This is a genomic window from Actinomyces gerencseriae DSM 6844 (assembly GCF_000429265.1).
GTDB classification, from domain to species: domain Bacteria; phylum Actinomycetota; class Actinomycetes; order Actinomycetales; family Actinomycetaceae; genus Actinomyces; species Actinomyces gerencseriae.
In genome coordinates this window covers 98,738-119,342 of the sequence record NZ_AUBN01000003.1, presented here as the reverse complement: position 1 = coordinate 119,342, position 20,605 = coordinate 98,738, and the positions used below count along the sequence as shown (strand labels likewise).

At 68.1% G+C, this 20,605-nt stretch carries 18 protein-coding genes and 1 pseudogene; 5 read left to right on the top strand and 14 right to left on the bottom strand.

Annotated features, from left to right (window positions below; translation table 11 throughout):
- Positions 1-3: 3 nt before the first annotated feature.
- Positions 4-1,782, top strand: a complete 1,779-nt coding sequence (locus G448_RS0100575; RefSeq protein ID WP_084436216.1) for an AMP-dependent synthetase/ligase — start codon at positions 4-6, stop codon at positions 1,780-1,782.
- 34 nt (positions 1,783-1,816) lie between these two features.
- Here G448_RS0100575 and G448_RS0100570 read toward each other — a convergent pair whose 3' ends face one another.
- The 4 genes from G448_RS0100570 to G448_RS0100555 form a co-directional block, all read right to left on the bottom strand.
- On the bottom strand, positions 1,817-2,200 hold the full coding sequence (locus tag G448_RS0100570; protein ID WP_051268468.1) for a chorismate mutase: 384 nt from the start codon (positions 2,198-2,200) through the stop codon (positions 1,817-1,819).
- Positions 2,197-3,492 (bottom strand): ATP-dependent Clp protease ATP-binding subunit ClpX, encoded by a 1,296-nt coding sequence (gene clpX / locus G448_RS0100565; RefSeq protein ID WP_026406375.1) that lies wholly within the window; start codon positions 3,490-3,492, stop codon positions 2,197-2,199. The genes G448_RS0100570 and clpX overlap by 4 nt, the downstream gene beginning before the upstream one ends.
- 212 nt (positions 3,493-3,704) lie before the next feature.
- A complete protein-coding gene (locus G448_RS0100560) occupies positions 3,705-4,397 on the bottom strand; it encodes an ATP-dependent Clp protease proteolytic subunit (protein WP_026406374.1) in 693 nt (230 codons plus the stop codon).
- Between the two features lies 1 nt (position 4,398).
- The gene (locus tag G448_RS0100555; protein ID WP_026406373.1) at positions 4,399-5,028 is read right to left on the bottom strand and encodes an ATP-dependent Clp protease proteolytic subunit; all 630 of its coding nucleotides are present in this window, start codon (positions 5,026-5,028) and stop codon (positions 4,399-4,401) included.
- Between the two features lie 525 nt (positions 5,029-5,553).
- Here G448_RS0100555 and G448_RS0100550 point away from each other — a divergent pair.
- Entirely contained in the window at positions 5,554-5,898 is a 345-nt protein-coding gene (locus tag G448_RS0100550; protein ID WP_026406372.1) for a cupin domain-containing protein, read from the top strand.
- A 34-nt stretch (positions 5,899-5,932) separates the two neighbouring features.
- Here G448_RS0100550 and G448_RS0100545 read toward each other — a convergent pair whose 3' ends face one another.
- The 5 genes from G448_RS0100545 to tig all read right to left on the bottom strand — a co-directional run bounded on the left by G448_RS0100545 (position 5,933) and on the right by tig (position 10,501).
- The gene (locus tag G448_RS0100545; RefSeq protein ID WP_026406371.1) at positions 5,933-6,655 is read right to left on the bottom strand and encodes a hypothetical protein; all 723 of its coding nucleotides are present in this window, start codon (positions 6,653-6,655) and stop codon (positions 5,933-5,935) included.
- Positions 6,652-7,401 (bottom strand): fluoroquinolone export ABC transporter permease subunit, encoded by a 750-nt coding sequence (locus G448_RS0100540; protein WP_026406370.1) that lies wholly within the window; start codon positions 7,399-7,401, stop codon positions 6,652-6,654. Before G448_RS0100540 ends, G448_RS0100545 begins: the two co-directional genes overlap by 4 nt.
- Positions 7,398-8,249 (bottom strand): ABC transporter ATP-binding protein, encoded by an 852-nt coding sequence (locus G448_RS0100535; protein ID WP_026406369.1) that lies wholly within the window; start codon positions 8,247-8,249, stop codon positions 7,398-7,400. The genes G448_RS0100540 and G448_RS0100535 overlap by 4 nt, the downstream gene beginning before the upstream one ends.
- On the bottom strand, positions 8,242-8,925 hold the full coding sequence (locus G448_RS14545; protein ID WP_034493917.1) for a TetR/AcrR family transcriptional regulator: 684 nt from the start codon (positions 8,923-8,925) through the stop codon (positions 8,242-8,244). Before G448_RS14545 ends, G448_RS0100535 begins: the two co-directional genes overlap by 8 nt.
- A gap of 148 nt (positions 8,926-9,073) precedes the next feature.
- A complete protein-coding gene (gene tig / locus G448_RS0100525; RefSeq protein WP_026406368.1) occupies positions 9,074-10,501 on the bottom strand; it encodes a trigger factor in 1,428 nt (475 codons plus the stop codon).
- Positions 10,502-11,137: 636 nt separating this feature from the next.
- Here tig and fucP point away from each other — a divergent pair.
- Together fucP and G448_RS0100510 are read left to right on the top strand one after the other, a co-directional pair.
- Positions 11,138-12,400, top strand: coding sequence for an L-fucose:H+ symporter permease (gene fucP, locus G448_RS0100515; RefSeq protein WP_245572118.1), 1,263 nt, complete (start codon positions 11,138-11,140; stop codon positions 12,398-12,400).
- Positions 12,400-13,716, top strand: coding sequence for an ABC transporter substrate-binding protein (locus G448_RS0100510; RefSeq protein WP_084436214.1), 1,317 nt, complete (start codon positions 12,400-12,402; stop codon positions 13,714-13,716). Before fucP ends, G448_RS0100510 begins: the two co-directional genes overlap by 1 nt.
- A gap of 114 nt (positions 13,717-13,830) precedes the next feature.
- Here G448_RS0100510 and G448_RS0100505 read toward each other — a convergent pair whose 3' ends face one another.
- The 3 genes and pseudogenes from G448_RS0100505 to G448_RS18610 form a co-directional block, all read right to left on the bottom strand.
- Positions 13,831-14,121 carry a putative quinol monooxygenase gene (locus G448_RS0100505; protein ID WP_026406365.1) on the bottom strand — a complete coding sequence of 97 codons (291 nt, stop codon included), beginning with the start codon at positions 14,119-14,121 and terminating at the stop codon, positions 13,831-13,833.
- 911 nt (positions 14,122-15,032) lie between these two features.
- Positions 15,033-16,367: pseudogene (locus tag G448_RS14540) on the bottom strand (ISL3 family transposase).
- Positions 16,368-17,568: 1,201 nt separating this feature from the next.
- A complete protein-coding gene (locus G448_RS18610) occupies positions 17,569-17,703 on the bottom strand; it encodes a transposase family protein (protein ID WP_245572117.1) in 135 nt (44 codons plus the stop codon).
- Between the two features lie 382 nt (positions 17,704-18,085).
- Here G448_RS18610 and G448_RS17915 point away from each other — a divergent pair, with 382 nt between their 5' ends.
- Positions 18,086-19,417 carry a hypothetical protein gene (locus tag G448_RS17915; RefSeq protein WP_156910876.1) on the top strand — a complete coding sequence of 444 codons (1,332 nt, stop codon included), beginning with the start codon at positions 18,086-18,088 and terminating at the stop codon, positions 19,415-19,417.
- Between the two features lie 91 nt (positions 19,418-19,508).
- Here G448_RS17915 and G448_RS17225 read toward each other — a convergent pair whose 3' ends face one another.
- Together G448_RS17225 and G448_RS17220 are read right to left on the bottom strand one after the other, a co-directional pair.
- Positions 19,509-19,823, bottom strand: coding sequence for a transposase (locus G448_RS17225; RefSeq protein ID WP_034493915.1), 315 nt, complete (start codon positions 19,821-19,823; stop codon positions 19,509-19,511).
- On the bottom strand, positions 19,783-20,361 hold the full coding sequence (locus tag G448_RS17220) for a winged helix-turn-helix domain-containing protein (RefSeq protein ID WP_169720812.1): 579 nt from the start codon (positions 20,359-20,361) through the stop codon (positions 19,783-19,785). The genes G448_RS17225 and G448_RS17220 overlap by 41 nt, the downstream gene beginning before the upstream one ends.
- Positions 20,362-20,605 lie beyond the last annotated feature (244 nt).

The window sequence follows — 20,605 nt, the reverse complement described above, 5'->3', positions numbered from 1 at the left end:
GGCATGACGGGCCCGTGGGCACTGGCCGAGCGCGTGCGCACCAATCCCGACGGCCCGCTGATCGCGCGCAAGTCCTCGGTGGGAGGACGCTGGCGGAGCATGCCCGCCCGCGCCTTCCGCGACCAGGTCCGCCAGGTGGCGGCCGGGCTCGTGGCGCGCGGCCTGGAGCCCGGAAGCGCAATCGGCATCATGTCGCACACGAGCTACGAGTGGACGCTGCTCGATTTCGCGGCCTGGGAGGCGGGCCTCGTCGTCGTGCCCATCTACGAGACCTCGTCGGCCGAGCAGGCGCGATGGATCCTCACCGATGCCGATGTGCGCCTGGTCGTCGTCGAGGACGTGGCCATGGGGACGATGCTGACCTCGCTCACGGCCACCGCGCCCGAGCTGGGCGACCTCCAGGTGCTGTCCATCGCCAGGGGGGCGATCACCGAGCTCATGGCGGCCGGGCGGGACATCGGCGGCAGCGCCTACGCGGACCTCGACGCCCGCACCGCGCGACTGGGGAGCGCGGACCCGGCCACCATCGTCTACACCTCGGGCACGACGGGTCGGCCCAAGGGCGTCGAGCTCACTCACGGCAACCTCATCCACCTGAGCGTCAACACGGTCGCCCACGTCCCCGAGGTGCTGGGGGCGCCCGAGGTCCGGGCGCTGCTGTTCCTGCCCCTGGCGCACGTGCTGGGGCGCTTCGTCGAGATCGCGATCGTCTGCTCACCGGCCGGCGTCCTCGGGCACAGCCCGGACGTGAAGAACCTGGTGACCGACCTGGCATCCTTCCGTCCGACCTTCGTCATCGCCGTTCCGCGGGTGTTCGAGAAGATCTACAACGCCGCCGATGCCCGTTCGACCGGCGCCAAGCAGAAGGTCTTCCGCCTGGCGGCCAAGACCGCGATCGCCTACTCGCGGGCCCTGGACGCCCCGGAGGGGCCGAGCCGCGGCCTGCGGGCGCAGCGGGCCGTCTTCGACCGAATGGTCTTCTCCAGACTGCGGGACCTGCTGGGGGGCCGGGTCTGCCACGTCATCTCCGGCGGCGGGCCCCTGGGCGAGCGGCTGGGCCACTTCTACCGCGGTGCCGGGATCACGGTCCTGGAGGGCTACGGCCTGACCGAGACGGCCGCCCCGTGCACGGTCAACCTGCCGGACGCCACGCGCATCGGCTCGGTCGGACCGCCGCTGCCGGGCACCTCGGTGAGGCTGGACGACGACGGCGAGATCCTCATCAAGGGCATCGGTCTCTTCCGGGGGTACCACAACAACCCCGCCGCCACCGCGGAGGCGCTCGACGACGGATGGCTGCGCAGCGGCGACCTCGGCTCCCTCGACTCGGAGGGCTTCCTGTGGATCACGGGTCGCAAGAAGGAGCTCATCGTGACCGCCGGCGGCAAGAACGTCGCCCCGGCCATCCTGGAGGACCGGCTGCGCGGGCACCCGCTGGTCAGCCAGGTCCTCGTCGTGGGCGACGGGCGGCCCTGCATCGGCGCCCTGGTCACCCTCGACGCGGAGATGCTGCCGCTGTGGCTCGCGAGCCACGGCCTGGAGGACATGGATCCGGTCGAGGCCGCGCAGGACCCGCGGATACGGGCGGCCCTCGAGCGGGCCGTGGCCAGGGCGAACGAGGCGGTGTCCCGGGCCGAGTCCATTCGAACCTTCACGGTGCTTCCCGGGGACTTCACTGTCGCCAACGGGCTGCTCACGCCCTCATTGAAGGTCCGCCGGGCGCAGGCCCGAGAGCGCTTCGCCGAGGAGATCGACGCGCTCTACACGCGCGCCCTGAGGTGAGCGGGCCGGTCCCGCCGCCCGCCCCGCTCGCGACTCACTCGGCCAACTCGTCGCGAATCGCCTCGTGGTGGCGGATCACCTCGGCGACGATGAAGGTGAAGAACTTCTCCGCGAAAACCGGGTCGAGCCCGGAGTCCTGGGCGAGGGCCCGCAGGCGCACCACCTGGCGCTCCTCCCTGCCCGGATCCGACGGAGGCAGGTCGAGCTCGGCCTTGAGCAGACCCACCTGCTGCGTGCAGCGGAAGCGCTCGGCCAGCAGGTGAACGAGGGCGGCATCCAGGTTGTCGATGGTCGCGCGGTAGACCGCCAACCGGGTCGGGACGCCCGGCTGGTTCCGCTCGACGGCCTCCGGCCCCGTCGCGGGCACCGCTTCGGCGGCACCGGCGCCACCGGGGGTGGGGGCCGGAACGGCGCTCATGCGGTGCGGCTCCGCTCCCCCTTGTAGGCGGCCGCGAGGGTTCCGGAGCCCACCTCGTAGCACGGGCGCCCCGTCCCGCGCACGGCGTCGGCATCGACGACGACCCGCCCGACCTCCGGCATGGAGGGCACCTCGAACATGGCGTTGCCCAGGACCTCCTCGGCGATGCTGGTCAGTCCCCGGGCACCGGTCTTGCGCTCCAGGGCCAGGGAGGCGATGGCCTCGATGGCCTCATCGGTGAAGACGAGCTCGACGCCGTCGAGGCTGAAGAGGTACTCGTACTGGGACACGAGCGCGTTCTTGGGCTCGGTCATCACGCGCACCAGCTCGGGCACGCCCAGATCCTGAACGGTGGCGATCACGGGAAGGCGCCCGATGAACTCGGGGATGAGACCGAACTTGTGAAGGTCCTCCGGGCGCACCGGCGAGGCGAACACGTCCCTGGCGGAGTCCCTGGTCAGGGTCGCGCCGAACCCCACCAGCTGTGCGCCGACCTCTTTGCGCTGGCGCTGCCGGACGATGTCCTCGATGCCCGCGAAGGCCCCGGCCGCGATGAACAGGATGTTGGTGGTGTCGATCTCCAGGAACTCCTGGTGGGGGTGCTTGCGCCCGCCGCCCGGCGGAACCGAGGCGGTGGTGCCCTCGATGATCTTCAGGAGAGCCTGCTGAACGCCCTCGCCGGACACGTCGCGCGTGATCGACGGATTCTCGGCCTTGCGCCCGATCTTGTCGATCTCATCGATATAGATAATGCCCTTCTCGGCGCGCTTGACATCTCCGTCGGCGGCCTGGATGAGCTTGAGCAGAATGTTCTCCACGTCCTCGCCCACGTACCCGGCCTCGGTCAGGGCGGTCGCATCGACGATGGCGAAGGGGACGTCGAGGAGACGGGCCAGAGTGCGGGCCAGATGGGTCTTACCCGTACCGGTGGGGCCGAGCAGGAGGATGTTCGACTTGCCGAGCTCCAGGCCGTCGCCCTCGGCGACCGCGCGCTCGCGCACCTGAACGCGCTTGTAATGGTTGTAGACGGCCACGCTCATGGCGCGCTTGGCGCCCTCCTGGCCGATGACGTACTGGTTGAGGAAGTCGAAGATCTCCTGCGGCTTGGGCAGCTCCAGGGGAACACCCGCGCTGGAGTCGCCGAGCTCCTCGTCGACGATCTCGTTGCACAGCTCAATGCACTCATCGCAGATGTAGACGCCCGGACCGGCGATTAGTTTCTTGACCTGCTTTTGACTCTTGCCGCAGAAAGAGCACTTGAGAAGGTCAACACTCTCGGCGCTGCGTGCCACGTGGGGATCCTCCGTCTTGTCGAGCCGCTGCGGGCACAGGGCCCGACTCGTGCGCCAGCCTATGTTCAAGGCGTCTCGGCGCGGCCGGACCGGTCGGCGTGTCCGCACAGCAGCGGGATGGGCGTGGGGTGGGATTGTTTTTCGTAGGGTAACGCGCCAACCCCGCGCCCGTCCGCTGATTTGATCGATCTCAGGGTGAACTCAGGGCATTCTCAGGCTGAGTGGGGTGAGGGGAGTGCCTTGCGGGACGACAGGACCTGGTCGACGATGCCGTACTCCAGGGCCTGCTTGGCGGTCAGGATCTTGTCCCGCTCCAGATCGGCGTGGATGAGGTCGCGGTCCCTGCCGGTGTGGGCCGCCAGGGTGTCCTCCAGCCAGGCGCGCATGCGGTCGATCTCGTCGGCCACGATCTCGATGTCGCTGGCCTGCCCCTGAACGCCCTCCATCGCGGGCTGGTGGATGAGGACCCGCACATTGGGCAGGGCCAGGCGCTTGCCCGGCGATCCCGCGGCCAGCAGCACCGCGGCGGCGGAGGCGGCCTGGCCCAGGCACACCGTCTGCACCTGCGGCTTGATGTACTGCATGGTGTCGTAGATGGCCGTCAGGGCGGTGAACGAGCCGCCGGGGCTGTTGATGTACATGGTGATCAGCCCGTCTGGGTCCTGGGACTCCAGGACGAGCAGCTGGGCCATGATGTCATCGGCGCTGGCGTCGTCGACCTGGACGCCCATGAAGACGATGCGGTCCTCGAAGAGCTTGGCGTAGGGGTCCTGCCGCTTGAAGCCGTAGGCGGTGCGCTCCTCGAACTGGGGCAGCACGTAGCGGGACTGCGGGAGGGATCCCGCCTGGGCCGCGACACCGGTCTGGCGCGCGACGGCCTCGAAGTAGGGACGAGAGCTCGTCATGTCAGTTCTCTCCGTTCTGAGCGCCGATCTCACGGCTCGAGGTCACGATGTGGTCGATGAAGCCGTAGTCCAGGGCCTCGGTCGCGCTGAACCAGTGGTCGCGGTCCGAGTCGGCGATGATCTCCTCCACCGTGTGCCCGGTGTTGGAGGCGGTGATCTCGGCGAGCTCGTGCTTCATCGCGATGATGAGGTCGGCGTTGATGCGTATGTCCGTGGCGGACCCGCCCGCGCCGCCGGAGGGCTGGTGCATGAGCACGCGCGCGTGCGGGGTGATGTAGCGCTTGCCCTTCGCCCCGGCGGTCAGCAGGAACTGCCCCATGGAGGCGGCCAGGCCGGTGGCCACCGTGACGACGTCCGGCCGGACGTACTGCATGGTGTCGTAGATGGCCATCCCGGCGGTCACCGAGCCGCCGGGGCTGTTGATGTAGAGGTAGATGTCCCGCTCCGGATCCTCCGCGGCGAGCAGAAGCATCTGCGCGCAGATGGCGTTGGCGTTGTCATCGCGCACCTCGGATCCGAGCCAGATGATCCGCTCCTTCAGGAGGCGGTTGTAGATGGAGTCGGTCAGGCCCAGTCCCGCGCCGGGCCCCTCGGCCGCCGCGGGCGTCACGGGCGAAGTAAGCTCGCTCACGTCAGTCCTCTCGTGTTCGGTACCGTCAACGCTAACGCCGTCGGGGCGAGCCTCATGCCCGCGATCGAGCGCTTTCGCTCACGGCACAGGCTCCCCGCCCGCAGGTCGGCGTCCCGGGCGGCACCGTGAGAGCCGTGAGAGAGGGCGTCGCCCGGCCCTCTCCCGGGATCGGCCCCATTGCGCACTGCGGGAGCCGTGAGGGAGGGCACCCATCGGGACGAAAGCGGGTGCGCTAGTGTGTTTCCGACCCATTTGAAACGGCGCCGGGAGGGCGAATGAGAGGGATCGGGAGGAGTCGGGAGGACACGAGTCGTCGTTCGCCCCGTCCGCCCCGACCCCGGACACCGGCCTCGTCCCCGACTCGGGCTCCGGGCCCGGCGCCGCGCGAGCGATCCGACGGGCACGGAGCCCGCACCGGCCCGAGGCGCGCCGCGCCCCCAGGATCGCCCGGACTCGCGTCGTCAGCAGTCACCGCACCATGAGAGCAATCACCGAACCATGAGAACCATGAGAAAGGAACTCGTCATGCCCGCCACCGCCGTCTCGGAGTCCCTCTTCCGCCTCGGTCTGAACGAGGTCCTGCCCATCAGCGAGGAGGCCACCACATCCCGCGTGGTCGTCAACAACGACGTGCTGCGCACCGTCATCTTCACCTTCGACGCCGGGCAGATGCTCACCGAGCACGCCTCGACCAAGGCCGTCGTGGTCACCCTGCTGGAGGGCGAGATGGACTTCTCCATCGGCAACCGCAGCGAGCGTCTGAAGGCCGGCGATGTCGTCTACCTGGCCCCGAACGACCGTCACGCCCTGACCGCGGTGACCGCCTGCCGCATGCAGCTCGTCATGGTGGAGGTCGGCGCGAGGGACTGAGACAGTCCCGCCCGCCTCGTCATGCCGCCGCCGCTCAGGGCGCGGCCCGGCGCAGCCCGGCCGCCATGATCGCCAGACCGACCGCCACGGACCCCAGCAGCCAGGCGGGCCACCAGGATCCCGGGCCGGTCAGGTCCCAGTAGGCGCGCACCGGCCACCAGCTCGGGATCGCGGCGAGCGGCCAGTGCCACGCCCCGGCGTCGCGGGGCACGACGGCGGGCAGGACGAGGACGATCAGGGACAGCTTGACGGCGGCGAATCCCTGGACCGTGTTCGCCGCCCAGGCCGCCAAGCTCAGGGCGGCGGCGCCTGCCAGGGGCGCGCCGGCCGCGGCGAGGACGGCGGTGCGCGCCGCCCCCAGGTCGTCCAGGCCGGCGAGCCGCGTGCACACCCCGCCGGCGGCGGCCGCGACGATCACCGCGCCGGCGGCCCTCCAGATCAGGTAGCCGCGCAGGGACGTCGGCGTGACGGCGAGGACCGACCAGACCCCGTCCTCCTTCTCCCCCAGCAGCATGAAGCCCACGACCGTGCCGACCAGCACCGGCACGACAATGGCGAAGGCGGCCACGTCGATGCGGGCGGCCCACTCCCGGGCCCCCGCCCCGCCCGGGCCGACGGCCCGCAGGAGCGCCGGCACGCCGAGCCGCGCGGCCAGGGCCATGGCCAGGGGCACGGCCGGCATCCACACCAGCAGCTCGTCGCGGGCCAGGCGGCGCAGGTCGGCGGGCAGCAGTCCCAGCATTGCGCGGGGTCTCATGAGACCGCCCCCTTCGCAGTGACAGCGCGCACCAGCCTCGCCCGGGCGACGAGGGCCAGGAGCGCGCACCAGGCGGCCCCGAGCAGCGCGCAGGGCGCGACGGCCCCGACCGGCCGGGCCCCGAACGCGGCCTCGATGAGGACAACGGCGGGCTGGAGCGGGTGGCACCACAGCCACCACCCGCCCGGGACCCCGAGGAGGGGCAGGACGGGAAGGCCCAGGACGAGCGTCCACAGCCCCGAGGGCAGCAGGAAGGCCCCGATGGTCTCGTAGCCGGCGACGGCGATGACGCCGTAGAGGACGTAGAGGCAGGAGACGAGGGCCGCGCCGAGGGCCAGGACCGGCCAGAGCACCGCCGCGCCGTGGGCCGCGAGGACCAGCGCGCCGACCTCGGCGAGGGCGAGCGGGCACAGGGATGCGGCGAGCGCGGCCAGGTACTCCCCCGGCCCCAGCGGGGTGAGGGCCCGGGCGGCGAGGGTGCCCTCGCCCCGCTCGCGCAGGACCTGCACGGCGGCGAAGTAGAAGGAGGTGATGGACAGCTCGGCCAGGACGACGACCGGCCACCAGCGGCGCGGATCCCCGGCGATCGCGAGGAGGACGGCGCCGACCATCAGGCCCGCGAGCAGGGCCACGAACCAGTACCCCTCCGTTGCCTGGCGCCGCAGGTCGAGCACGAGGGTGGCGGCGGTGCGCCTCACGGCGGCGCGACCGCAGGCGGCGGCGCGCCCCGCCCCGGCCCCGGTCATGACAGCTCCCGGCCGGTGACGGAGGCGAAGACCTCGGCCAGGTCGGCCTCGCGCGAGTGGAGCGCGCGCACGCGCCGGGTGCGAAGCGCCTCGTGGAAGGAGGCGTCGTCGGCGAGACCGTCCAGCGGGTAGACGCCGCCGCCCCCGTCCCAGGCGACGCGGACCTCCCGCCTGCCGTGCCGCCGGCACAGCTCGCCCGGCGCGCCCGCCTCGACGAGCCGCCCGTCGACGATGAAGCCGACCCGGTCGCAGGCGCGATGGGCGAGGGTCATGTCGTGGGTGGTGACGACGACGGTGCACCCCCGGGCGCGCTCGGCGGCGATGAGGTCCTCCATCCTCCGCGCCCCCACCGGGTCGAGACCGGAGGTGGGCTCGTCGAGGAAGACCAGCTCGGGTCCGTGCAGGAGAGCGCGCGCCACATTGAAGCGCACCCCCATGCCCTTGCTCATGTGCGCGGCGCGCAGCTCCGCGTCGTCGGCGAGGTCGACGGCGGCCAGCAGCCCCTCCGGGTCCCGGACGGGGCCGCGGTACAGGCGGGCGGTGTAGGCGAGGTTCTCGCGCAGGGTGAGGCGCCCGAAGGAGACGGGCGTCTCGAAGGCGACCCCGATGCGCTCGTAGACCCCGCGCCCCCAGTCGGCGATCTCGCGGCCGAGCACGCACGCCGAGCCCCGGTACCCGGTGATCAGGCCGGTCAGGACCCGCTGGAGGGTGGACTTGCCCGCGCCGCTGGGCCCCAGCAGGCCGATGATCTCGCCGGCGGCGACGCTCAGGCCGACGTCGTCCAGGGCCGGGCGGGTCGAGCCCCGATAGGTGAAGGAAAGGTCGTGGACCGCGATCGCCTCACTCACCGCCCTCGCCCCCGCAGTCGCGGCCGCCGTCCCGGCCCGGCACCGTCAGGGCGGCCGCCAGCAGGGCGACGACGTCGTCGGCCACCCGGGCGATCTCGGGCCGGTCGAAGGCACTGCCGTCGGCGGCGGCGCTCTCGGGGTCGACGCCGAAGCGGGTCATGACGTAGTGGGGCGTTCCCAGCAGCACGCGTTCGATCATCCAGGCGGCGGTATCGGCGTCGACGTCGTCGCGCAGCTCGCCGCTCGCCTGTCCGGCGGCGATGGCGGCGACCGCCCACCGGTGGACACCGCCGGAGATCGACTCGTCGGAGTCGAGAAGCCGCGGGGCGTCGTCGGCCAGGGCGCGCGCGAGCACGGCCCAGCCCAGCGGGTCGCGCCGGTGGAAGTCGTGGCTCCCCCTCACGACGGCGGTGAGCACCTCCTCGAGGGGGGCCTCGGGAGCAGGCGCTCCCGCCAGGCCGACGCGTTCACTCATGAGCCCGCGCACCAGGTGGGTGTAGGCGTCGAGCTTGTCCTCGAAGTACTGGTAGAAGCTGCCCTTGGACACACCGGCGGAGGCGGTGACGCGATCGACCGAGGCCCGGGAGTAGGGACGGGCGGCGAACTCGGCCTTGAGAGCGTCCACGACGCGGGCGCGTTTGTCCTCGGGGAGACTGAAAAAGGTGGCGTGGGGCACGACGACCTCCTATGACTTATGACTCGTGAGTCATATGACTGATGAGTCATATGGTAGGCGCACTCAGCGACGCCGTCAACGGCCTCACGCGCGCGAACGGGCCGCCACCCCTGAGGAGGTGGCGGCCCGGATCCGCGATGGCGGCGACTCAGTCGGCGGAAGCCGCCGAGGCGGCGGAGCCGGCGGCGGCCACGGGGGCCTCGTCGGCGCCATCCGCGGGCTCAACGTCATCAGCCTCGACGTCGTCCGGGGAGGAGGCGTCCTCGGTCTCGGAGACCACGGAGGCCGCGTCGAGCTCGTCGGAGCCGATGAACTCGGTCAGGTCGATGGTCCGGCCCTCGGAGTCCTTGACGGTTACCTGGCGCAGGGCCATGGCCAGGGACTTGTTGCGGGCGATCTCGGCGACGAAGGCCGGAATCTGGCCGGCCTTCTGGGCGCCCTGCATGAACTGGGCGGGCTCCATGCCGTACTGCTGCGCGGTCTGGACGAGGTAGTCGATGAGCTCCTCCTGATTCACGCCGACCTCGAGACTCTCGGCCAGGGTGTCGAGGATGACCTGGTCGCGCACGCCGGCGGTGACGTCCTCGCGGATCTTCTCGGCGTGATCGTCGTCGCCCTCCTTGCCCTCGGCAGTCAGATGCTGCTTGATCTCAGCCTCGACGACCTCGGCGGGGACGTCGAAGGAGACCTGTCCGCGCAGGTAGTCCAGAAGGGCGTCGCGGGCGGCGATGGCCTGGTCGCCGGCCTTGCGCTGGGCGACCTGCCTCCTCAGGTCCTCGCGCAGCTCGTCGATGGTGTCGAACTCCGAGGCCACCTCGGCGAACTCGTCATCGGCCTCCGGGAGCTCGCGCTCCTTGACGGCCGTGGCGGTCACCGTGACCTCGGCCTCCTCTCCCGCGTGCTCGCCACCGGCGAGGTTGGTGGTGAAGGTGGTGGACTCCTCGGCCCTCAGACCGCGCAGGGCGTCGTCCAGGCCCTCGAGCATGTTGCCCTTGCCGATCTCATAGGAGACGCCGGACACCGAGTCGACCTCCTCGCCGTCGATGACGGCCTTGAGGTCGATGGTGACGAAGTCCCCGGTCTCGACCTCGCGCTCCACGGACTTCAGGGAGCCGAAGCGGGCGCGGAGGCTCTCCAGCTCGCCGTCGACGTCCTCATCGCCGACCTCGACGGCATCGACGACGACCTCGGCGGTCCCCAGGTCGGGCAGGTCGAACTCCGGGCGGACGGTGACCTCGGCGGTGAAGCCGAGCCGGCCGCCCTGGGGCCCGGTGACATTGGGCAGCTCGGTGACCTCGACCCCGGGCTGGGCCATGGGCACGCGGCCCGCCTCCGTGATGGCCTCGCGGTAGAAGTCCGACAGCCTGTTGTTGACGGCCTCCTGGATGACCGAGGCGCGGCCCACGCGCTGATCGATGACCTGGGCGGGAACGTGGCCGCGGCGGAAGCCGGGCACCTGGATCTGAGAGCCGATCTCCTTGTAGGCGGCGTCGAGGCCGGGCTTGAGCTCCTCGTAGGGGACCTCCACGGTCAGCTTGATGCGCGTGGGGTCAAGGTTCTCGACAGTGCTCTTCACGGGGCTCTACTCCGATGCGGGGGATGCTGACAATGCGTGCGGAGCCGGACGTGCCCCGTCACGGACGCCGATGGATGGCGTCAATCCGGGCCATCCTAGGCCACGGGCAGCGCGGCGCGAAAAATGAGGCCGCGCACAGGCGCGCGGGCGGGCATCACCCGGACCTCCCCGTCCGCCTGGTCGCCACGGCCGCCCACGGGCGCGCCGCCGGAGCAGGGCGACCGGACGCGAAGGAGCGGGGGTCGGAGCATAGCGCGCGCAGGCGCGCGGATGGACGCCCACCTCGACGTCGCCGCCCACACCGCCATCGATAGCGCGCGCAGGCGCGCGGATGGACGAGCAGGACGGGAACGAGCCCGCGCGGATCAGGACGGGCGGGCTGTCCCTCCATGCGCCGCCTCTCAGGACGTCCTCGCAGAAGACCGTTGAAGACCTGTCCGCGAAAACCAACCGGCGCGACGCGGTCCGGGTACCATCGCAGTGACGCGCTGCACACACTCCGGCCCGGACCCCGCATCCGCTCCGCCGGAGCAGATTCACGGAGACCCAATGACGGCCCTGACATCAGCCACAGACAAAGAAACCGCCGATCCACACGCCGCATCCAAACCCAAGATACTCTTCCCGGGCACCGCCATGCTCCTCATCGCGGTCATCGGGTGCTTCACCGCCTGGGGCATCGCCGCCGACCTGACGACCCCCATGGTCTCGGGCTTCAAACGCATCTTCGACATGTCCTCGTTCCAGGCGTCCCTGGTCCAGATGGCGTACTACGGCGCATACTTCCTCCTGGCCATACCCGCCGCCTTCATCAACTCCCGGTGGGGCTACAAGGCGGGAATGGTCTCCGGCCTCGCCCTGGCCGCACTGGGCGCCTTCGGGTTCTGGCCGGCCTCCCGGGTGATGACCTACGGGGCCTTCCTCGCCGCCCTGTTCGCCATCGCCGCAGGGTGCTCCCTCCTGGAGACGTCCGCCAGCCCCTACGTCATCTCGCTGGGGCCGGAGGAGACCGCGACACGACGCCTCAACCTCGCTCAGGCGTTCAACCCGCTGGGGACCAACATCGGCGTCCTCATCGCCTCGACCCTCATCCTCCCCAAGCTCGACACCCCGGTGAACCTCGCCGACGTCAGCGCAGAGATGGAGCGTCAGATCCGCGCGGAGCAGCTGCGAGCCGTCACCGGCCCCTACATCGGCCTCGGAATCCTACTGGCCGTCATCCTCGTCATCATCTTCATCCAGAAGGCGCCGCCCTCGTCGTCGACCGACGAGGAGGCCGCGACGAGGGCCGCCAACCCGGCGATCGTCCTGTGGCGCTCCACGAGGTACAGATACGGCGTCCTCGCCCAGTTCTTCAACGTGGCCGCCCAGGTGTGCTGCTGGACGTACATCATCCAGTACACGCAGCAGGCGATCGACGGCTCCCTCCAGCTGGGCTCGCAGATGCTGCAGATCAGCCTCGTCGTCTTCCTCATCGCCCGCTTCGTCATGACCGCCGTCATCGCGCGCATCCGCGCGACCAAGGTCATGACGCTCCTCGGCACCGTGGCAGTCGCCCTGTGCCTCTACGCCGCACTGCGTCCGGATATCACCGGGGTGATCGCCGTCATCGCCATCTCCCTGTGCCTGTCCCTCATGTTCCCCACGATCTACGGCGTGGCCCTGGCGGGCCTGGGCGAGGCGACGAAGTTCGGCGCCGCCGGCCTCGTCATGGCGATCGTCGGCGGAGCGATCATGCCGATGGTCCAGGGACGGGTGATGGACATGACGAGCGCAGCCACCTCGTTCGTCGTGCCGGCGTTCTGCTTCGCCATGGTCACGCTCTACGCGATCTACGACCTGCGCACGCCCGCCCCGCGAGTAATCACCACCACCTCATCAGAGAGGAAGGCCTCGTGATGACCACTCTGAAACAACGCCTCGTCGCCCTTCTCACCGCTGCGACGACCGCCGTCGCCCTCACCGCCTGCTCGGGAGGCTCGTCCCCCTCCGCGAGCGGATCCATCGACGTCCTCTCCTGGTGGACGTCCGCCTCCGAGTCATCCGCCTTCGACGCCCTCGTCGACCAGTACAAGACGCGGAACCCCGAGGCCTCCGTGGACGAGATCGCGGTGGCCGGCGGCGGAGGCTCCCAGGCCCACGTCACCCTCGCCACGCGCATCGCGCGCGGGGACGCGCCCGACGTCTGGCAGAGCCTCGTCGGCGGCAACATCTCCGCGTGGCGCAACGCCGGCTCCGTCGGCGACGTCTCCTCCCTCTTCTCCGACGACGTCAAGGCGCAGCTCCCCGAGGACGTGCTGTCCTCGGTCTCGGTCGACGGGGCCCAGTACGCGGCCCCCCTGTCCGCTCACCGCGCGAACCTCCTGATGTTCAACCGGAGCGTTCTTCAGAGCGCGGGGATCGCCGAGCCGGGCGAGGGCTACACCCTCGACCAGTTCATGACCGACCTGGACACCCTGCAGGCGAAGGGGACGACACCCCTGTGCATCGGCGGGGCCGACTCCATCACCACGGCCGGGCTCTTCGAGTCGGTCCTGCTGGCCACCATCGGCCAGGAGGGCTGGGAGAGGATCCAGGCGGACCGCTTCGACTGGAACGGGCAGGAGGTGAGGAACGCCCTCGACACCTTCGGGCGCCTCATGGACCACACGGATCAGGGCGACGCGACCCGCACGTGGGACGAGGCCTCCGGTCGCCTGGCGGCGGGCGAGTGCGGGTTCTACCAGATGAACGACAGCGCCCTGTCGGAGTCCCTCACTCTCGGCGACTCGACCGGCAGCCCCACCGGCGGCTCGACCGCCGGAGCCTCGCCGGTGTCCTCCACCGTCTTCCCGGGAACCGAGGGCAGCTTCCTCATGGTCGTCGATTCGTTCGTGGTCTCCTCCTCCACGGACAGCCGCGGCGACGCGGACGCGTTCCTCGGCTCCGTCCTCGACCCCGGCGTCCAGACCGCCGTCTGCGAGGTCAAGGGATGCGTCCCGGTGCGCAACGACGCCGACGTGTCCTCCCTGTCCGCCTATCAGCAGCAGGCGGCGAGCGATCTGCGCAGCCAGAAGATCCTCAACTCGATCTCCTACGGGGAGGTGATCTCGCCGGCGATGCAGGACGGCTTCTTCCAGGCCGTCGCGAACTACATCTCCACCCGTGACGCCTCCTCCTTCGGGCGCATCCTCACCGACCGCGTCAACGAGGGCGCGGGCGGGCCCAACCACTGATCGAGCGGCGATGACGCAACCGGGGCGGGACCCGCCGACATGTTCGCATGATCCGCGGGGCCCCGCCCCCGTCCTCGGCCGGGCGCCCGCGAGGAGCGCGGCCGGGCGTTCCCGTCAGGCGATCTGATCGAGGAAGGTGAGGATCGAGTGGGGCTCCTCGATGAGCTCCTCCAGACGCGCGTTGAAGGGCCCGCCGTAGGGCATGCCCAGGTGGGTCTGGAAGGCGTCCTCGTCGACGTAGGCCTCCATGACGAAGAACTTCCCGGGGTTGTCGTTGTGCCGGTAGACGTCGAAGACGCGGTTGCCCGGCTCGGCGCGGACCTTGTCGGCGAAATCGCAGATCATCCCCGCCACCTCGCCCTCGAAACCGGGCTTGGCGGTGAACTGCGAGTGCAGGATCTTCATGGTTCCTCCTCCTGGCGTCATCTGCAACGCCGCCCCCATCCTATGGGGCGCGCCACGCGCGGGAGGCCGTCGCGGAGGGTCACCCGCGCATTCCTCATTCATTCCTCCGTCCAGGTCTGTCGCCAGCCGTCCACGACCAGATCAGTCCATGGTCAGGGTGATGTTCAATCCGTCGTCGGGGTGATACGTCCATGAGGCGCTGATGCCGCCCCACCGCCCGTCCTGCATGCCGTCGATGGCTCGAGTGGCGCTCATGCGGGATATGACAGCGTCGGACGCGCCGAGCTTCTTGAGGATGCATCGCAGGTCTTGAACCGACATGCCAGACGAACGCTGCTTCGTGCCTCGCGTATGGAGCATGAGGGTACGGCCGCCGTCGCCGAGCTGAGTACCGGCGGGAGAGCCGCACGAGGAGACGGCGGAGGAGAACAAGGTGCTGCGCGTGGCGGAAGCGGACGCCGATGCGGCTGCGACGGCCTTTCCGCTCCCCACGGCGTAGCCACCGGCGGTGCCGACCGCAAGAGCGACGGCAGCGGTGACGAGGATGGACACGACAACACCAGCGTGGCTCCTGCGAGGTGGCGGCGGAGAAAGGGGAGGAAGGGGTGGCCGCGGAGGAAGGGGAGGGTATGGCGCAGCGTGCCTGGGCCCGCCAGTAGGGTAGATGGGGACCATGGGAACTCCTGACGATGCGAAGATCAGCCCAACTAGCAAGTCGCTAGCGTGAGAACGCCTAACACTTTAACTCACGAAGGTTCGTCTCGGCACAGACCGATGGACGCCTTACCGTCACGATCTGTTCCGTCACCGTCAGGATCCGCCTCGTGCGAGCGGACCACGACGCGCTCCGCGCGTCACGCGAATCGAGGATGAAGGCGGCTCTTCATGTTTGGGGGTGTGGTAGGTGGGGCTTATCGGTGCGCTTGGGTAGTTGTTGTCAGGTGGTCTTTGAGGCGTCCGGCGTGGATGAGGCTGCGGATGGTGTAGTGGGTGAGGTTGCGGAGTCCCAGGGCGATGCCGCGTAGGTGCTCGAGGCGTCCGCCCGCGGCTTCGGTGGGGCCGTTAGAGGTACGGGGGTGTCGAAGTAGGCCAGGACGTCCTGACTGCGGCTGATCAGGGTCTTAGCCAGTGCCTGGGTCTCCTCCGGCCCGTCGGGGATGGCCTGCTTCAAGGAGTCGATGAGCTGTTGCATCAGGTGCTTTCCCAGGCCCGGGCCCTCGGTGCGGTAGGCCTGAATGAGGCGCTGGTAGACGCCCCAGGTGGCCTGGACCGGAGCGTGGCGCTCGTCGGCGAACAGAGCCTCGAGACGGCTGGCCTGGGCGTCGGTGAGCAGGTCGGCGCCTGTCAGCAGGGTGCGCCGGGCTCGGTAGAGCAGGTCCCCCGCCCGGCCCCGACGCCCTGTGATCGCTCGTTGGGTGCGGCGGCGGCACTGGACGAGCTTGCCGGCAGCCAGGGCCACGACGCGCGTAGGGGCCCATGACCGCCCGGGCCTTGGGGAACTCCTCGCCGGCGGCGCTCTTGAACCCGGTGAAACCATCCATGGCCACCACCTCAACCCGTTGGCGCCAGTCCTGGTCGCGCTGGGCGAGCCAAGTCTTGAGGACCTTCTTGGACCGGCCCGGGACCACGTCCAGCAGGCGGGCCGGCCCTGTGGAGTCGCGTACCGGGGTCAGGTCAACGATCACCGTGACGTACGTGTCGCCCTTGTCGCCCCGCTTGGTGTGGCGCCACGCGTGCTCGTCGACGCCGAGCACCTCCACGCCGCCGAAGCGGTCCGGGTCGCCGGTGAGGACCTGCTCGGCCCGAATGAGGATCGCGTTGTTGGCGGCGTGCCAGGAGATCCCCAGGGCCTGCGCGACGCGTGAGACGGACATGGACTCCAGGGCAAGGGCCCGCAGCCCCCACTGAACCGCGCAGTGGGTCAGACGGGCTCTGGGCCGGGCCAGCCGAGTCGCGTCCTGCCGCCACACCCGGCGGCAGTGGGTGCAGGCGAAGCGCCGCACACGTACCAGCAGCTGTGTGGGCCGCCACCCCACCGGCACGTGGGCCAGGCGCCGGGCCACTGTCCCACGAGCCTGCCCCTGGGCCCCGCACGCCTTGCAGAAGGGGTCCTCAAACCCGATCTGCACGCGGCACTCCACAACCGCCCGCTCCGCTGTGAGAAACTGGCCCACCGCGGTCAGCCCCAGGGCGTCCAGGCCCAGAAAGGTCGTCAGATCAGGGCGGGTGAAGGTAGTCTCAGGCACGTCGAGGTCTCTCAGCCGGGGTGTGTAGCAGCTCCCATCATCGGAGGACCTCGACCCCCACCCAGCGCAACGACGCACCCACCCCCGCCCCCGAACACATCAATAGGCCTTTACCTACTACACCCTCAAACACGAAGAGCCGGATATCCCCTTACGTCTCAATTCTGCCAGCGTATCAGGTCTGGTGGTTCACGCGCATCGACCCCAAACCGGGCGGCGCTGTCCCATAGCGCTACCGGGCGCGGGGTGAAGGTCCCGGCCCGGCCTCCGGGGCACCACGGGTCTCAAAGGGACCCCTCCTGGCGAGTCCACCATCTTGGGCGTGGCCCCCTCCTGGCGCTGCCGCGCGCTCGGGCCGCTTGCTCGCCCCCCCCTCGTAGTCCAGGTGCTCGCTCAAGCCAGGCGGCCAGGCCCCGCTCCAGGCCCTCCCTTGGTGCAGGGCCGGAAGCAGACCATCGGCCCCGGTCATCGTCACCCGCCCGGCACCAGGTCTGCTCGAACAAACCATCCAGAGCTCCGCTCCGGCGCACCTGGTCAATCACATCCCACCCACCAGCACGAGCCCTGTCGTCATCGGTAGCAGTCACCAGTGTCAGCCCTTCTAACGGAAGCGGCCTACACAAACCATTGAACACGCTCAAGCGAGATGGGCGCCCGCACTCCGCCGCGATAGACAAGCCGATGAGCTCTTCAGGATCGCGTTCGCCCTGCGCAGCTCCCGATTCTCGGCCTCCAGCTCCCTGATCCGCTGCGCCTCGTCAGTGGTGGTTCCTGGCCGGATGCCGCCGTCGATCTCGGCCTACCTCACCCAGGTGCGCAGAGCCTCGGGGGTAGACGCCCAGCTCGTCGGCGATCCTACGGATCGCGCCCTCGGACCTCTCCGGGTCCCGACGGGCCTCCACAGCCAGGCGGGTGGCCCGCCCCTCAACTCCTCGAGGTACTTCCTCGGTGCACTCATGACAGTGATCCTTCCGCGCATTCACTGCCTCCATCAAACCCGATGCGATTCAGTCATGGGTCGAGCCCGGCTCCACGGGCGCGGTCCGCACCGGGAATCCCGCGTGGTCGGTCAAAACCTGCACGTTGCCGCCGAAGGCCCTGCGCTTACCCGAGTACCGCAGGTGATTACCGGACTCGGTGCGGGCCGCGACCCGGGACCCGGTCGCTGCGCACCAGAGTGCCGCCAGCGCACACAAACGGCTCACCCGTTCCTTGTGAGCCTGTCCAGGACGTCAGTGATGTCGGGGGATCGTTGGGCGATGACCTCCAGAGCCTCATGCAGGTAGCGGCAGGCAGTGGCCTGCGAGACCCCGGAGTCGCCGGCCAGGGTGCGCACGTCGATGCCGTCCTTGAGCCACCGCAGTACCAGGATGGCCTGGCTCCGAATCGTGGCGACCCACTGGTGGGGGCGGATGTCGTGGGCGCGGCGGTGGACGGCCGGTCAGCCGCCGACGATACGTACGGTAGCAGCCGGGACGTCGAAAGTGGCATGGTAGAATACCCGCGCAGAGCCTCCCTTGCGAGCAGGTTTCCCTGGTCGAAAACAACTCGAACACACGGCTCCGCGTGCACCCCGCTCAGACAGACCCCACCCTAATCCTATCCACCCTTTCCCGCCGTCCCAGCGCTCAGGACACGAGCACCCCCACCCCGATGAGAAAATCTCAATGATCTCTTGAGAAAATCGCGACGTTAATAGTATTATCAAAGGCATTGGCATGTTGTTGACGAGCCGTGAAGCAGCATCACTCACACTGTTACTTATTTTCATTGTCTTCGCTATTGTCAAGAGCAAAGACCGACGACAACTAAAGAGCTCTTGGGGCGACGTCGTCAAGCAGACCCTTCGCCCGAAAGTTCTGCAAGTCATCCTCGTATATGGGGCGACGATTGCCGCCTTAACCTACCAGGCTGCTTGGATCGGTTTGTGGGACTTCATGTTACTTAAGGATACATTGGTCCTTGCAATATTTTCTGGCATTCCACTTCTAATTTTTAAATCCCTTGAAGCCGATGACGGTAAGCAACTGTTGCTCAGCATCACAAAAGAGACTTTCGGCGTAGCCGCGCTTGCAATCACTTATGTAAACCTGACGTCGCTACCATATGTATTGGAGCTACTATTGCAAACGCTTGTAGTCATTCTAATATTTGGGGTCAACTTCAACAAGAGGGATCCGTCGCAGGCTTCGACGGTAGCCTTGTTCAACCGGCTGCTGGGATTCATCGGCATAAGTTTATTTGTATGGGTGAGTAATTGGCTAATCCAGAGACATGACACCTATGATTGGGGGCAGCAATTGAGGTCTTTCGCATTCTCAGTCTACTTGCCAATCACGATGATTCCGTTTGCATATATGTTGGGAATTATCGCCAGCGCGGAGACCAAACTCGTTCTTCTACAAATTCACAACAAGCAAGTCAAAAAATCGACGAAATTGGCGATGATTATAGGATTTCATGGTAGCCTACGATACGTGCGCGCATTCTGCGGACAGTGGCTCATTGATGTCGCGAACGCTGAAAGTTATCACGAAGCACGTGACGTGATGTGTCGTTACCGCCAGGTCGTGAGGGCGCACGCTCAGATGAATCGCAAACGAGAGCGGCGCCTTCGAAAGCTCGCTGGCTCTCAGGGGCGAGACGACAATGGAAGATGGATCGATCGTCGCGAGTTCTACGAAACGAAACAAACACTTGAGAGCGTATATTTTGCCGAGATGGGACTGTACCGCAATCACGGTCATCGCTACCAGGGCGACAAAAATGTTGTGCTTCCTATTGCTGGGTTCGACTATCTTTCCGAGCCACGGGAAATTCATCTTGGTGTAAGAAGCGACGCTCAGGCTTGGTACGCTTGGCGACAAACTGTTGGTGGTTGCTGCCTGGCTGTAGGCGGATCAAGTGATGTCGATACTCATTGGCGGTACTCCAGTGAAATGATTCCAGATTCGTTTCCCGGTGAGGGCGGTTCTGGGTGGGTGGATCAGAATCGTGGGTCGGGAAGTGAAGATTGGGCATTTGACGATTCTCCCACTCCCAGGTGCTAGAAATTTACAAATCGGTATTATTTTCTCCTCTAGGACTTGGCGGCCATCGACCACGGTTGAGTGGCTGCAGCCCAGTTCTCTATGGCCGTCTTTAGTCGAGGTTTCCTTGGGTTGGTGTGATGAGTAGGTGCTCGAAGTCGTAGTCGAAGGCGCGGTTGGTGATGTAGATGGTGAATGCGCAGTAGGCTTCCTCGAGGGTGTCTCGTTGTATGTTTGAGATGTTCTCCTTAGCGGTGTTCCAGACGTGCTCGATCGGGTTGTGATCAGGAGCGTAAGGAAATAGGTAGATCGGCCTGATGCGCTCCAGGGCCTGGCCGTGCTCATACAGACCAGTGACCGCCTTGGCGTGGTGGAAGCTCGCGTTGTCAAGAACAACAGCGATCTTGTCGTTGTCCGTCTTGCGCACCGGGCGGGCCAGGGCTGGGGATGATCTGCTCGGCATTCTGATTGCCCTCGATGGGGTAGATGCGCACCTGCTTGCTGGTCAGGCTCAGTGCACCGAAGAAGGACCGGACCGAACGGTCCCGGTCGACATAGACCTTGGTTCTCTGGCCCTTGGGTAGCCACATGCGGCGGATCTCGGCCTCGTGCTCGACGCGGACCTCATCTACGGTGTACACCTTCCAGCCCTGGACCAGCAGGTCGGCGACCTCCTGGCGGACCTGGCCCATCCGAGCGGTGATGGCGGCCTCGTCGCGACGCTTGTCAAAAGGGTCGGGAAGCTTAAAGCTCATCCCGAGGAAATGCAGGAGCAACTGGTAGGAGGAGTCCGAGTCATACTCCACACCGAGCCTGACCCACACCACGTCGCGCAGGGCCGGCACGTCCCAGAACTCCGCCCTGACCCCGCTCTGGGCCGGTGGTCTGCTCAGGGTCTCCTTGAGCTGCTCCTTCTGGGCGCGGGTGAGCTTGGCGGCGTTCTCGCTACCGGCGTGCCCGGCCACCGCCGAGTGCAGCCCGGTGGCCCGCCACCCCGCCCCGAGAGCCAGTTGGGCACCGTCCTGTGGCTGCGGTCGCCCATCTCAGCGATAACGCCCGTGCCGACACCACGAGACGCGTACAAAATGGCCTCGGCCTTTAACCACACCAGGACGAACGAGTCACCACGCTTCTTCCGCCCCAGAAGAACGCCCCGCTCCTCCGGCGTCACATCAACAATCACGCACGCATTCCATATTGAATAACCCG

Excerpts from the sequence above, each read along its gene's own strand:
- G448_RS0100575 (WP_084436216.1), top strand. The coding sequence starts at position 4 with ATGACGGGCCCGTGGGCACTGGCCGAGCGCGTGCGCACCAATCCCGAC.
- G448_RS0100570 (WP_051268468.1), bottom strand. The coding sequence starts at position 2,200 with ATGAGCGCCGTTCCGGCCCCCACCCCCGGTGGCGCCGGTGCCGCCGAA.
- G448_RS0100560 (WP_026406374.1), bottom strand. The coding sequence starts at position 4,397 with ATGACGAGCTCTCGTCCCTACTTCGAGGCCGTCGCGCGCCAGACCGGT.
- G448_RS0100550 (WP_026406372.1), top strand. The coding sequence starts at position 5,554 with ATGCCCGCCACCGCCGTCTCGGAGTCCCTCTTCCGCCTCGGTCTGAAC.
- G448_RS0100545 (WP_026406371.1), bottom strand. The coding sequence starts at position 6,655 with ATGAGACCCCGCGCAATGCTGGGACTGCTGCCCGCCGACCTGCGCCGC.
- G448_RS0100540 (WP_026406370.1), bottom strand. The coding sequence starts at position 7,401 with ATGACCGGGGCCGGGGCGGGGCGCGCCGCCGCCTGCGGTCGCGCCGCC.
- fucP (WP_245572118.1), top strand. The coding sequence starts at position 11,138 with ATGCTCCTCATCGCGGTCATCGGGTGCTTCACCGCCTGGGGCATCGCC.
- G448_RS0100510 (WP_084436214.1), top strand. The coding sequence starts at position 12,400 with ATGACCACTCTGAAACAACGCCTCGTCGCCCTTCTCACCGCTGCGACG.
- G448_RS0100505 (WP_026406365.1), bottom strand. The coding sequence starts at position 14,121 with ATGAAGATCCTGCACTCGCAGTTCACCGCCAAGCCCGGTTTCGAGGGC.
- G448_RS17915 (WP_156910876.1), top strand. The coding sequence starts at position 18,086 with ATGTTGTTGACGAGCCGTGAAGCAGCATCACTCACACTGTTACTTATT.